The organism is Pseudomonas sp. FSL W5-0299 (assembly GCF_005930655.1).
GTDB lineage: Bacteria > Pseudomonadota > Gammaproteobacteria > Pseudomonadales > Pseudomonadaceae > Aquipseudomonas > Aquipseudomonas mandelii.
The window spans coordinates 18,922-31,178 of sequence record NZ_RXHX01000030.1; the positions used below are offsets into that span (position 1 = coordinate 18,922).

11 protein-coding genes and 1 pseudogene are annotated in these 12,257 nt (G+C 61.8%); 7 read left to right on the forward strand and 5 right to left on the reverse strand.

Annotated elements, in window-relative coordinates:
• Window positions 1-465 precede the first annotated feature (465 nt).
• The 5 genes and pseudogenes from FHL16_RS26200 to FHL16_RS26220 all read right to left on the reverse strand — a co-directional run bounded on the left by FHL16_RS26200 (window position 466) and on the right by FHL16_RS26220 (window position 4,852).
• A complete protein-coding gene (locus FHL16_RS26200) occupies window positions 466-720 on the reverse strand; it encodes a DUF1652 domain-containing protein (RefSeq protein ID WP_010459680.1) in 255 nt (84 codons plus the stop codon).
• Window positions 721-915: 195 nt separating this feature from the next.
• Entirely contained in the window at window positions 916-2,412 is a 1,497-nt protein-coding gene (locus FHL16_RS26205) for a helix-turn-helix transcriptional regulator (protein ID WP_077749707.1), read from the reverse strand.
• Between the two features lie 128 nt (window positions 2,413-2,540).
• Window positions 2,541-3,974, reverse strand: a complete 1,434-nt coding sequence (locus FHL16_RS26210) for an FAD/NAD(P)-binding protein (protein WP_077749708.1) — start codon at window positions 3,972-3,974, stop codon at window positions 2,541-2,543.
• A gap of 14 nt (window positions 3,975-3,988) precedes the next feature.
• A pseudogene (locus FHL16_RS26215) lies at window positions 3,989-4,253 on the reverse strand (ABC transporter ATP-binding protein); the annotation flags it as partial.
• 35 nt (window positions 4,254-4,288) lie between these two features.
• Entirely contained in the window at window positions 4,289-4,852 is a 564-nt protein-coding gene (locus FHL16_RS26220) for a helix-turn-helix domain-containing protein (RefSeq protein WP_077749709.1), read from the reverse strand.
• Between FHL16_RS26220 and FHL16_RS26225 the strand changes: the two genes are divergently transcribed.
• The 7 genes from FHL16_RS26225 (at window position 4,847) to FHL16_RS26255 (ending at window position 12,206) form a co-directional block, all read left to right on the forward strand.
• On the forward strand, window positions 4,847-5,872 hold the full coding sequence (locus FHL16_RS26225) for a DMT family transporter (RefSeq protein WP_077749710.1): 1,026 nt from the start codon (window positions 4,847-4,849) through the stop codon (window positions 5,870-5,872). The two genes, FHL16_RS26220 and FHL16_RS26225, sit on opposite strands and share 6 nt — an antisense overlap.
• A gap of 270 nt (window positions 5,873-6,142) precedes the next feature.
• Window positions 6,143-9,061 (forward strand): monovalent cation/H+ antiporter subunit A, encoded by a 2,919-nt coding sequence (locus FHL16_RS26230; RefSeq protein WP_077749711.1) that lies wholly within the window; start codon window positions 6,143-6,145, stop codon window positions 9,059-9,061.
• Complete coding sequence (locus tag FHL16_RS26235) at window positions 9,061-9,405, forward strand: Na+/H+ antiporter subunit C (RefSeq protein WP_007986256.1); 345 nt, start codon at window positions 9,061-9,063, stop codon at window positions 9,403-9,405. Before FHL16_RS26230 ends, FHL16_RS26235 begins: the two co-directional genes overlap by 1 nt.
• Window positions 9,402-11,087 (forward strand): monovalent cation/H+ antiporter subunit D, encoded by a 1,686-nt coding sequence (locus FHL16_RS26240; protein WP_077749712.1) that lies wholly within the window; start codon window positions 9,402-9,404, stop codon window positions 11,085-11,087. The genes FHL16_RS26235 and FHL16_RS26240 overlap by 4 nt, the downstream gene beginning before the upstream one ends.
• Entirely contained in the window at window positions 11,084-11,572 is a 489-nt protein-coding gene (locus FHL16_RS26245) for a Na+/H+ antiporter subunit E (RefSeq protein WP_010459665.1), read from the forward strand. Before FHL16_RS26240 ends, FHL16_RS26245 begins: the two co-directional genes overlap by 4 nt.
• Window positions 11,569-11,847 (forward strand): K+/H+ antiporter subunit F, encoded by a 279-nt coding sequence (locus FHL16_RS26250; protein WP_007935991.1) that lies wholly within the window; start codon window positions 11,569-11,571, stop codon window positions 11,845-11,847. Before FHL16_RS26245 ends, FHL16_RS26250 begins: the two co-directional genes overlap by 4 nt.
• The gene (locus FHL16_RS26255) at window positions 11,844-12,206 is read left to right on the forward strand and encodes a Na+/H+ antiporter subunit G (RefSeq protein WP_010459660.1); all 363 of its coding nucleotides are present in this window, start codon (window positions 11,844-11,846) and stop codon (window positions 12,204-12,206) included. The genes FHL16_RS26250 and FHL16_RS26255 overlap by 4 nt, the downstream gene beginning before the upstream one ends.
• Window positions 12,207-12,257 lie beyond the last annotated feature (51 nt).

A 12,257-nucleotide genomic window follows, 5' to 3' on the forward strand; every position in this document is an offset into this window, starting at 1 on the left:
CGTGAGGGTGCCGGATCATTGCGCATTCAACACATGAAGAAAGCAACGAAGAAAGCAACGAAGCAGTCACTCAGACCTACTGAGTGACACAACGGGTCACTTTCGTTTGCCGGGTCACTTCCTCGGTCACTCTTGCATCGCCCATCACATCCGTTTGTTCAGTGGTTTCGCAGGTGCGCTGCGGAACAGGCGGTGGTGCGGCGGGCGGTGGAGGTGGCGGACTGGCGCAACCGCTGAGCATCGCTACGCAAAAGGCGAGCGACAGGGGCGAAAAAGCACGTTTCCCAAGACTGTTCATAGGCTGTCCCGCGATAAGTCATCGACACTTTCCGCGACCCGACACCCCTACCGCGTAGCCGCAGATTGGTCACAGAAAATAATACCCTCGCATTTCTTATAGCCTAGCCCGCCGCCAATGCCAGTCAATAAGGCACTTAACTCGTTTTCAACACTGAAAAACGACAGCTACGAAACCGAGTCCTGTCTCTGATGCAAATTGTTGCTTTCGAGCTCGTAACGCAGCTCCTCAATCAACGAAGCGACCGCTTCCGGCGTTCTGAGGTGAGCGACACTCAGCCCACTGACCACCAGATCCACCTGCCCCGACGCCGGGTGATACAGCTTTACCGTCACCGAGTTGTCCCCCGACACGCTGCAATCGCAAGCCAGCGGGGAAAAGTGCTGTTCCAGTTGCGCACGCAATTGCGCCAGATAAATCATTGCGATTCACCCATGGGCCGGCTGACTCCGTCGACTGAAAACTGGTTGAATTGGCCGAGCATACGACTGTTCCTTAAGCTGTTTCGTAGAGGACGCGATACCGACCAAAGGCCCGTTTCGCACCCTGACAGGTTAGGAACTGCTGCACCCCGCCAGAACCTCCATTTGCACTGCCTCGTCTAGTGCATTTGCACCTTAACGCTGGCCTTTGGGCCGCCACTCACTGGAGAACAAACCTCGCTCCCGCGCCCACACAATTGCTTCGCTGCGACTGTGCACATCCAGCTTGGAATACACCGTCGACACGTGGTTGCGCACAGTGTTGGGCGCCAGTTTCAGGCGTGCCGCGATTTCCTTGTCCGCCAGGCCTTCGCAGATCAGGCCGAGCACATCGCGCTCGCGGGCGGTCAGGTCGGTGAAGGACACACTGGGTAACTGCGGCGAGTTAATGTTCTTCACGTTGGCGAGTTTTTCGATCAACGTACGGGTGAACCAGGAAGCGTCTTTCATCACTTCTTCGATCGCCGCCACCAGTTCCAGCTCGGTACGTTTGCGTTCAGTGATGTTCATCAACACCAGCAGGTAGCACGGGTTGTCCTGAATGTTCACGGTGTCGGCCGACACCGTGCAGTCAATCACGCTCGAGTCTTTCCTGCGGATTCTGACATCGACCCGATCCAGGCTTCCCGCCTTCTCCAGCGCCGCGAACAGCCGTGTGCGCGCGCCCTTGTCATCGATAAAGTCGAGTTCGGCAACGGTTTTTCCGAGCACCTCTTCACTGGGGTACGCGAGGGTATCCAGGAAGGCTTCGTTGACGTCGATCACCACCTGATCCTGTGCACCACAGACCAGCGTCGGCACCGGCGTCAGGCGAAAGGCCTTGGCGAACCGCTCCTCGCTCTGGCGCAAGGCAACCTCGGCCTTGTGCCGCGGCTCCATGTCGACGAAGGAAAACAGCATGCAGTCTTCCTCGTTGAACTCCAGCGGTTGACCGGCGACGATCACCTGCTTGCTGCCGCCTTCAGGCAGTTTCAGCTCAGCCTGCATCTGCGGGATCGTGGCGTGCTCGCGCAGACGCTCGATGGCCAGGTCCCTGTTTTCGGCGCCGTCCAGAATGTCCAGCTCATAGGTCGAAGTCCCGATCACCTGATCGCGGGCATAGCCGGTCATTTCCAGGAAGCCCGAATTGACTTTGATGTAACGCAAATCGCTGAGACGACAGATCACCGCTGGTGCCGGGTTCGCATTGAACGTCTTTTCGAAACGCTGCTCGGCACTCGCCCATTCCGTGACATCGTCCATGATCAACACCAGCGACTCCGCCTCGCCGGCGCTGTCGGCGAGGACCATGCTGCGCACGTTATGAACCCACATGCGTTCCTCATCGTCGACCGGCGTCACCTCAACCAGCACATCGGCGAAGGTCTCGCCCTTGGCGACGCGGCTGATCGGGTAGTTCTCTGGCGGCACCGGGTGATTATTGCGATAGCGCAAGGCGAAGCGCTTGGCGTACTCCTTGGCATTGGCGCCCAACTCGCCGATCTGACTGACGCCATGCATGGCCAGCGCGGCTTCATTTGCCCACACAATGGTCTGGTCGAGTTCCAGCAAAATCACCCCATCGGACAAACCGGCGATGATTTGCTGCAACTGACGGCGATTGGCTTCGGTGGTCAGGACGTCCTGGCTCATTGGATCTCCACGGGTGCAGCGGCGCAGTGATGCGCCGCTCTGTGAAGTTTACGACCGCAGCAGAATGGGATAGTGCAAAGCACCTGAAGTTGCACTGACTGTGCAGCCGAACGCAAGCTCGACGGCGGCTACAGCGACCGGGCCAGCCGGTCGGCGAGGGCTTTGGCCTGACTGGCGACGTCGGTGACGGCCGTGCTTTCCCACCACATGCCGCGCAACGGCGGGCCCATGGCGAACAGGCGTTGGGCGACCTGTCCGTCGGCATCCAGCACGGCACCGTCAACCGCCGCCGCAATCCCCAACGCCAATGGCCCCGGGCGAATCAATCCGCGCGCCAGCAGTTGTTGCGGCAGCGGTCGGGCCACCCGACGCCAGTCGTATTCGATGCCGCTGGAATTGATCAACGCTGCGCCGCTGACCACGGTGGTTTCCACCTCACCGCGTCGACGGATGCGAATGCTCACTTGCCCCTCGACCGTCGATTCCAGCCCTTTGAACGACGCCGCCTGGATCCGCAACCGCCCTTCCTTGTGCAGCCGCGCCACCAACTCGGCACTCAACGGTGGCGAGCGGTGGTGATGACTTTCCCACCAGGGCCGCACATGCCGCACAAACTGTCGGCGCTGCACGTCCGTCGCCTGATTCCACAACCGGCCGATGTGCGCCCGCACGGTATCGAGCGGCGCCTGCCAGTCGATGCCTTGAGCGAGGGCGTCCCGGCAATGCCGACGCAGTTCGCGCACCAGCTGTCGAGGGGTGCGAATGCTCTGATCCTCAGCGAGAAAATCCACCCAGGCCGGCGGCTGCCGACGCACGTGCGGCAGCAAGCCGTGCCGGGAAAACACTTCAATCGGGCCACGATGCCCGGCCTGCTCCAACGACACCACGGCATCGACCATGGTCAGGCCCGAACCGATGATCAACACCGTCGACTGCGGGTCCAGCCGGCGCATGGCCGCGACATCCCAAGGATCCAGCGCCGCAGCGTTCAAACCGCTGGATTCGGTCTGCGGGGTGCGCGCAGCGGGAAACATCCCCGTGGCCAGCACCGCGTAAGCGCCTTGCAAGCGTTGCCCGTCACTCAAGGTCAGCCATACCGAATCATCCCCGATTTGCAGATCGACCACCTCGGCCCGCACGTGCTCGACCGTCGAACCGTCCACCGCCCCCACCGCCTGCGCTTGCGCCAAGCGCTGCTGCACGTACACCCCGAACAGGCCCCGGGGCGGGAACAACTCACTGATCGGCACATGCTGCTCATCGGACTCCGGCCAGCCACCGGCCGCGATGTGTTCGGTAAGCCATTGGGTCAGGTCGTCAGCGTTGTCCGGGTCAACGCTCATGCGCGCAGCGTTGCCGTTGAGCGTATGGCCCAGCTCGACCGCGCTGTACGCCTCGCCCCGCCCGAGTTCCGCGCGCGGCTCGATCACCAGCACCGAACGCTTGCCAGGCAATCGCAACAGCTGCGCCGCCAGCATCGCGCCGCTGAGGCCGCCGCCGACGATCAGGATGTCCGCGTGGCGGATGGCGTCGGTCGCCTGTGCGCGCTGGGTTTGAGTCATGGCGTTCTCACTGGTCAATGTTTACCTGAATGGAAACCGGGCAGGTCGCCCCGCGCCAGCAACGACTCGGCCTGTATCGAGGGTGTAGGCCGTCGATGCGTAGTCGAGTGCCACGTTAATGTTTTGCTCGGCAATCAGGAAGCTCACCTGCTCGGCACGATTGAGTTGCGCGACGATCTCGACAATCTCCGGGACGATAATAGGCGCCAAACCCATGGAGGGTTCATCAAGCAGTACCAAAGTAGGACGTGTCATCAGCGCCCGGCCGATGGCGATCAGGTAGCTCATCGTTTCCGCTGAGCGATAGTCCGCAGTCAAATCACCACGTTTCGCACAAACCGCGTCGCCACAACCCCATCATTGCGGTAGGCGTGCGGCTGGTTGCTGGGGAACATGTAGAACTCGCCGGCGGCGATCTCATGCGGCGTGTCGCCCAGCATCAAGGTCAGGCAACCTTCAAATACAAAGATCTGCTCACTCCAGCCCTCGGCATCCGGTTGCGAGGGGTAGATTTCTCCTGGTTGCAGGCACCACTCCCATTGCTCCACTTCGCGGGTAGCGGTGGCTTTGGACAGCAGAACGGCTTTGCTCCCGGGGATCGTACCGGCCCAGGCCACTTCGTTGATACGGCTCGGATCTCGGGCATCCGGCGCCTGGATCAAATCACTGAACGCCACGTCCAGCGCTTCGGCCACGCGGTCGAGGGTGGTCAGGCTGACGTTTTTCTCGCCAGCCTCGATGGCCACCAGCATGCGGCGGCTAACTCCGGACTTTTCGGCCAGCGCGGTCTGGCTCATGTCGGCGGCATGGCGCAGGCGTCGGACGTTCTGGCTGACGTGCTGGAGGACCGAAGCCCGCGGGGTAGAATCTTTGTGCACTATATTGCTCACTCGGTGGGGTTGGGCAGTATACTGCGCAACATTCGACGCATTGTGCGTCGCCCTCAGGTAGCGCGCAAGGTCATGACGTCTGTGAACCCCTCTCACACTTCTCCCCGTTTCTCTCGGCTCAGCAAGGCCGAGTGCGTGCTGGTGCTGATCACCATGGTCTGGGGCGGGACATTCCTGCTGGTGCAGCATGCTATGACCGTCAGCGGGCCGATGTTTTTTGTCGGCCTGCGCTTTGCTGCGGCGGCGATCATTGTTGCGTTGTTCTCCTGGCGTCACCTACGGGACCTGACCCTGTTCGAACTCAAGGCAGGTGCCTTTATCGGCGTGGCGATCATGCTCGGTTACGGCTTGCAGACCGTGGGTTTGCAAAGTATTCCCAGCAGTCAGTCGGCGTTTATTACCGCGTTGTACGTGCCCTTCGTGCCGTTGCTGCAATGGCTGGTGCTGGGGCGGCGTCCGGGGCTGATGCCGAGCATCGGGATCATGCTGGCGTTTACCGGGTTGATGTTGCTGTCCGGGCCTGCGGGCACTTCCTTTAATTTCAGCCCCGGTGAAATCGCCACGCTCATCAGCGCGGTCGCGATTGCGGCAGAGATCATTCTGATCAGCACCTATGCCGGTCAGGTCGATGTGCGCCGGGTGACGGTGGTGCAACTGGCGACCACGTCGGTGCTGGCGTTCCTGATGGTGGTGCCGACCCAGGAAGTGATTCCGGATTTCTCGTGGTTGTTGCTGTGCAGTGCACTGGGCCTGGGCGCCGCGAGCGCGGCAATCCAGGTGGCGATGAACTGGGCGCAGAAGAGCGTATCGCCGACTCGGGCGACGTTGATCTATGCGGGCGAGCCGGTGTGGGCCGGGATTGTCGGGCGGATCGCCGGGGAGCGGTTGCCGGCGATTGCTCTGGTGGGTGCGGGGTTAATTGTGGCGGCGGTGATAGTGAGTGAGTTGAAGACCAAGGGTAAGGCAGCTGCGACCGAAGAAGAGTTGGAACGGGAAACCCAAGGTTAAGCTTTAAGATTTTCAGTGCCTGGCGGATTGCCTTCGCGGGCAAGCCTCGCTCCTACGGGTTTTGTGTCGATACCCGAACTTGCGAACGACACAAACCCCGTAGGAGCGAGGCTTGCCCGCGAAGGGGCCGGACCTGCTAAAACAGTCCTTCGCAACACTGTAAACCCGGCTTTTCCCGTCTACCTTGAAGGATTCTGCGACAGCTTGGCGTTTGGTGATCCGAGAGCTGGCACGTATGATGCTTCACAAACTTCCGCAGATTAGAAGCCTATGTCCCTGATAGTTCTACTGCTTCTGCCTTTTATCGGCAGCTGTCTGGCGGCTTTGCTGCCACACAACGCGCGTAATACCGAATCTTTACTGGCTGGCCTGGTGGCTTTGATTGGCACCGTCCAGGTTGCCCTCTTGTACCCGCAAATCGCCGATGGCGGCGTCATTCGTGAAGAATTTTTCTGGCTGCCCAGCCTGGGCCTGAACTTCGTCCTGCGCATGGACGGCTTCGCCTGGCTGTTCTCGATGCTGGTGCTGGGCATCGGCACGCTGGTTTCTTTATACGCCCGCTATTACATGTCGCCGGACGATCCGGTGCCGCGTTTCTTTGCGTTTTTCCTGGCGTTCATGGGGGCGATGCTCGGGTTGGTGATCTCCGGCAACCTTATCCAGATCGTGTTTTTCTGGGAGCTGACCAGCCTCTTTTCATTCCTGTTGATCGGCTATTGGCACCACCGCGCCGATGCGCGACGCGGCGCCTATATGGCGCTGATGGTCACCGGCGCGGGCGGTTTGTGCTTGCTGGCGGGGGTGATGCTGCTCGGCCATGTGGTCGGCAGCTATGACCTGGACAAGGTCCTGGCCGCCGGCGACCTGATTCGCGCGCATCACCTCTACCCTATCCTGCTGCCCCTGATCCTGATCGGCGCCCTGAGCAAAAGTGCGCAATTCCCCTTCCACTTCTGGCTGCCCCACGCGATGGCGGCGCCGACACCGGTTTCGGCTTATCTGCACTCGGCGACCATGGTCAAGGCCGGGGTGTTTCTGCTCGCTCGGCTCTGGCCGTCGTTGTCCGGCAGTGAAGAATGGTTCTACATCGTCAGCGGCGCAGGGGCTTGCACCCTGTTGCTTGGCGCGTACTGCGCGATGTTCCAGAACGACCTCAAGGGTTTGCTGGCCTACTCGACCATCAGCCACCTCGGCCTGATCACCTTGTTGTTGGGACTTAACAGTCCGCTGGCCGCCGTGGCCGCCGTGTTTCACATCCTCAACCACGCCACGTTCAAGGCCTCGCTGTTCATGGCCGCCGGGATCATTGACCATGAAAGCGGCACCCGTGACATCCGCAAGCTCAGCGGCCTGATCAAGCTGATCCCGTTCACCGCTACCCTGGCCATGGTCGCCAGTGCCTCGATGGCCGGTGTACCGCTGCTCAACGGCTTCCTGTCCAAAGAGATGTTCTTCGCCGAAACCGTGTTCATCAACGCCACGGCCTGGGTCGAGATGACCTTGCCAATCGTAGCGACCATCGCCGGTACTTTCAGCGTCGCCTACTCGCTGCGCTTCACCGTTGACGTGTTCTTCGGCCCGACCGCCACCGACCTGCCCCACACCCCGCACGAACCGCCACGCTGGATGCGCGCGCCGGTGGAGTTGCTGGTGTTCGCCTGTCTGGTCGTGGGGATTTTCCCGGCGCAAGTGGTCGGCCCGTTGCTGTCCGCTGCGGCCCTGCCGGTGGTGGGCGGCACCTTGCCGGAGTACAGCCTGGCGATCTGGCACGGCTGGAACGCGCCGATGATCATGAGCCTGATCGCCATGTCCTGCGGCATCGTGCTCTACCTGCTGCTGCGCAATCAGCTCAAGCGCGGGCGTTTCAAATACCCGCCGATCATTGGGCGTTTCAACGGCAAGCGCCTGTTCGAACGCAGCCTGGTGGTCATGATGCGCCTGGCCCGTCGGCTGGAGCGGCGAATCAGCACCAAGCGTCTGCAAACGCAATTGTTCCTGGTGGTCCTCGCGGCGGTGTTCGCCGGATTGATTCCGATGCTGCACAGCAGCCTGAGCTGGGGTGACCGGCCGAAGATTCCGGGCTCGATCGTGTTCGTGACCTTGTGGCTGCTGGCGATTGCCTGTGCCCTCGGCGCGGCGTGGCAGGCCAAGTATCACCGGCTCGCGGCCCTGACCATGGTCAGCGTCTGCGGCTTGATGACCTGCGTCACCTTTGTCTGGTTCTCGGCCCCGGACCTGGCATTGACGCAACTGGTCGTGGAAGTGGTGACTACGGTGCTGATCCTCCTCGGTCTGCGCTGGTTGCCACGGCGGATCGAAGAGGTGTCGCCCCTGCCGAGCACCCTGCGCAAGGCGCGCATCCGCCGGATCCGCGACTTGCTGCTGTCGAGTGTCGTCGGTGGCGGCATGGCGTTGCTGGCCTACGCGATGCTGACGCGCCAGACGCCCAACCATATTTCCTCGTTCTACCTCAGTCGCGCTCTACCCGAAGGCGGCGGCAGCAACGTGGTCAACGTGATGCTGGTGGACTTCCGTGGTTTCGATACCCTCGGTGAAATAACTGTGCTGGCCGCCGTGGCCCTGACCGTCTTCGCCCTGCTGCGCCGCTTCCGCCCGCCGAAAGAAAGCCTGCAATTGCCGGCTCAGCAACGCCTGCTGGCGCCCGACGTCGTCACCGATCTGGTCAACCCGCGCCATGCCAGCGACACCGCGCTCGGTTTCATGATGGTCCCGGCGGTGCTGGTGCGCCTGCTGCTGCCGATTGCCGTGGTGGTGTCCTTCTACCTGTTCATGCGCGGACACAATCAACCGGGTGGCGGCTTTGTCGCCGGGCTGGTGATGTCGGTCGCCTTCATCCTGCAATACATGGTTGCCGGCACCCAGTGGGTCGAAGCACAAATGAGCCTGCGACCGCTGCGCTGGATGGGCACCGGCCTGTTGTTCGCCACGATCACCGGGCTCGGCGCGATGGCAGTCGGGTATCCGTTCCTGACCACCCACACCTGGCATTTTGAACTGCCGGTGCTGGGCGACATTCACATCGCCAGTGCGCTGTTCTTTGATATCGGCGTGTACGCGGTGGTGGTCGGGTCGACGCTGTTGATCCTCACCGCCATCGCTCACCAATCGGTCCGGGGTCACAAGACCGCTGCCCTGCCCAGATCCGTCGCCACCAAAGGAGCCGTCTGATGGAAGAAGTCATCGCAATCGCCATCGGCGTGCTCGCCGCGTCCGGCGTCTGGCTGATCCTGCGGCCACGGACGTTTCAGGTGGTGATGGGCCTGTGCCTGCTGTCCTACGGCGTCAACCTGTTCATCTTCAGCATGGGCAGCTTGTTCATCGGCAAGGAGCCGATCATCAAGGACGGCGTGCCCCAGGACTTGCTGCATTACACCGACCCCTTGCCGCAAGCGCTGGTGCTGACCGCCATCGTGATCAGCTTCGCCATGACCGCGCTGTTTCTGGTGGTGTTGCTGGCCTCGCGTGGCTTGACCGGAACCGACCACGTCGATGGCCGGGAGCCTAAAGAATGAATGCGATGACGCACCTGATCGCCGCACCGATTCTGCTGCCGCTGCTGACCGCCGCCCTCATGCTGATGCTCGGCGAGAAACACCGCCCGTTGAAAGCCAAGATCAACCTGTTCTCCAGCCTGCTGGGCCTGGGGATTTCCGTGCTGTTGCTGCAATGGACGCAAACCACTGGTGTGCCCGGTTCGATCGGCGTCTACCTGCCGGGCAACTGGCAGGTGCCGTTCGGAATCGTGCTGGTGGTCGATCGCCTGTCGGCGTTGATGCTGGTGCTGACCGGGATCATCGGCGTCAGTGCCTTGCTGTTCGCCATGGCCCGTTGGGACGGCGCCGGTTCGAGTTTCCACGCACTGTTCCAGATTCAGATGATGGGCCTTTACGGCGCGTTCCTGACGGCGGATCTGTTCAACCTGTTCGTGTTTTTCGAAGTGCTGCTGGCGGCCTCCTACGGCCTGATGCTCCACGGTTCGGGCCGGGCGCGGGTGTCCTCGGGCTTGCATTACATCTCGATCAACCTGCTGGCGTCGTCGCTGTTCCTGATTGGCGCGGCGCTGATTTATGGCGTCACCGGCACGCTGAACATGGCCGACCTGGCGCTGAAAATCCCGCTGGTGCCGGAAGCCGATCGCGGCCTGCTGCACGCCGGCGCGGGGATTCTCGCGGTGGCGTTCCTGGCCAAGGCAGGGATGTGGCCGCTGAACTTCTGGCTGGTGCCGGCCTATTCCGCCGCCAGCGCACCGGTGGCGGCGATGTTCGCGATCATGACCAAGGTCGGCGTCTACACCTTGCTGCGCTTGTGGACCTTGTTGTTCTCCGGCCAGGCCGGGGCGTCGGCGTACTTTGGTGGCGACTGGCTGATTTACGGCGGCATGGCGACCATCGTCTGTGCCGGCGTGGCAATCCTCGCCGCACAACGACTGGAACGCATGGCCAGTCTGAGCATTCTGGTGTCGGCGGGGATTCTGCTGTCGGCCATCGGCTTTGCCCAGCCGAACCTGATCGGCGCGGCGCTGTTCTATCTGGTCAGCTCGACCCTGGCATTGAGCGCGTTGTTCCTGTTGGCCGAGCTGATCGAGCGCTCCCGTTCGGCCAATGAAATGCCGCTGTTCGACGACGGCGACCTGCTTCCACGGCCGATGGAATCCCTGCAACCGCCCAAAGGCATCAACCTCGATGACGAACAGAAAGCCGTGGTCGGCCAGGTGATTCCCTGGACCATGGCCTTCCTCGGCTTGAGCTTCATTGCCTGCTCGCTGCTGATTATCGGCATGCCGCCGTTGTCCGGGTTTATCGGCAAACTCAGCCTGTTGAGTGCCCTGCTCAACCCGTCGGGGTTGGGCAATAGCACCGATGTGCCGATATCGAACGCGGCGTGGGGCTTGCTGGCGTTGCTGATCCTGTCCGGGCTGGCGTCGTTGATTGCCTTCTCGCGGCTGGGCATCCAGCGTTTCTGGACACCCGAAGAACGGCCATCACCGTTGCTGCGACGCTTCGAGTGCGTGCCGATCATCGTCCTGCTGGGGCTGAGTGTTGCGCTGACCTTCAAGGCCGAACCCCTGATGCGCTACACCCAGGCGGCCGCTGATGCCTTGAACAATCCGCAGCAATACGTGATGGCGGTACTGGGCACGCGTGTGGTGCCGAGCCCGGAAGCCAGGGCGGCGATGCTGGAGGTGCAGCCATGAAGCGTCTGTTTCCGGCACCCTGGTTGTCCCTGGCATTGTGGCTGTTGTGGCTGGTGCTGAACCTGTCGATAAGCCCCGGCAACCTGTTGCTGGGCGCGGTGCTGGGGTTCTGCGCGCCGCTGATGATGCGCAAGCTGCGGCCGCTGCCGATCCGCATTCGTCGACCGGGGGTGATCCTGCGTTTGTTCTTCCTGGTCGGTCGTGACGTGCTGGTGTCCAACCTCGTCGTGGCCTGGGGCGTGCTCAATGCCGGTCGCCGTCCACCGCGCTCGCGCTTCATCAAGGTCCCGCTGGACTTGCGCGATGCCAACGGCCTCGCGGCACTGTCGATGATCTGCACGGTGGTCCCCGGGACGGTCTGGTCGGAACTGGCGCTGGACCGCAGCATTCTGTTGCTGCACGTGTTCGATCTGGAGGATGAAACGCTGTTTATCGAACACTTCAAGGCGACCTACGAGCGCCCCTTGATGGAGATCTTCGAATGAGCGAATTGCTGTCGAACGCGATCCTGCTGAGCCTGTTCATCTTTTCGCTGGCGATGATCCTGACCCTGATTCGCCTGTTCAAAGGCCCGTCGGCCCAGGACCGGGTTCTGGCACTGGACTACCTGTACATCATCGCGATGCTGATGATGCTGGCGCTTGGCATTCGGTATGCCAGTGACACTTACTTCGAGGCGGCGCTGCTGATCGCCCTGTTCGGCTTCGTCGGCTCGTTTGCCCTGGCCAAATTCCTGCTGCGTGGCGAGGTGATCGAATGAACGCGGAACTGTCTCTGTGGGTTGAAATACCCGTGGCGATCCTGCTGGTGCTCGGCAGTCTGTTTGCGCTGATCGGCGCCATTGGCCTGGTGCGGATGAAGGATTACTTCCAGCGTATGCACCCGCCGGCACTGGCCTCGACCTTGGGGGCGTGGTGTGTGGCGCTGGCCTCGATCATATATTTTTCGGCGCTAAAGTCCGGGCCGGTGCTGCATGCCTGGCTGATTCCGATCCTGTTGTCGATTACGGTGCCGGTGACCACATTGCTGCTGGCGCGGGCGGCGCTGTTTCGCAAGCGCATGGCGGGGGATGATGTGCCGGCTGAGGTGAGTAGTCGGCGCACAGAAAGCGGGAGTTAGTTCGGAAGATTTGTGTTGGATGTCAGGGCCTCTTCGCGGGCAAGCCTCGCT

Bases quoted from the DNA above. Each gene is read 5' to 3' on its own strand.
- FHL16_RS26200 (WP_010459680.1), bottom strand. From the start codon at position 720: ATGATTTATCTGGCGCAATTGCGTGCGCAACTGGAACAGCACTTTTCC.
- FHL16_RS26205 (WP_077749707.1), bottom strand. From the start codon at position 2,412: ATGAGCCAGGACGTCCTGACCACCGAAGCCAATCGCCGTCAGTTGCAG.
- FHL16_RS26210 (WP_077749708.1), bottom strand. From the start codon at position 3,974: ATGACTCAAACCCAGCGCGCACAGGCGACCGACGCCATCCGCCACGCG.
- FHL16_RS26230 (WP_077749711.1), top strand. From the start codon at position 6,143: ATGTCCCTGATAGTTCTACTGCTTCTGCCTTTTATCGGCAGCTGTCTG.
- FHL16_RS26235 (WP_007986256.1), top strand. From the start codon at position 9,061: ATGGAAGAAGTCATCGCAATCGCCATCGGCGTGCTCGCCGCGTCCGGC.
- FHL16_RS26240 (WP_077749712.1), top strand. From the start codon at position 9,402: ATGAATGCGATGACGCACCTGATCGCCGCACCGATTCTGCTGCCGCTG.
- FHL16_RS26245 (WP_010459665.1), top strand. From the start codon at position 11,084: ATGAAGCGTCTGTTTCCGGCACCCTGGTTGTCCCTGGCATTGTGGCTG.
- FHL16_RS26250 (WP_007935991.1), top strand. From the start codon at position 11,569: ATGAGCGAATTGCTGTCGAACGCGATCCTGCTGAGCCTGTTCATCTTT.
- FHL16_RS26255 (WP_010459660.1), top strand. From the start codon at position 11,844: ATGAACGCGGAACTGTCTCTGTGGGTTGAAATACCCGTGGCGATCCTG.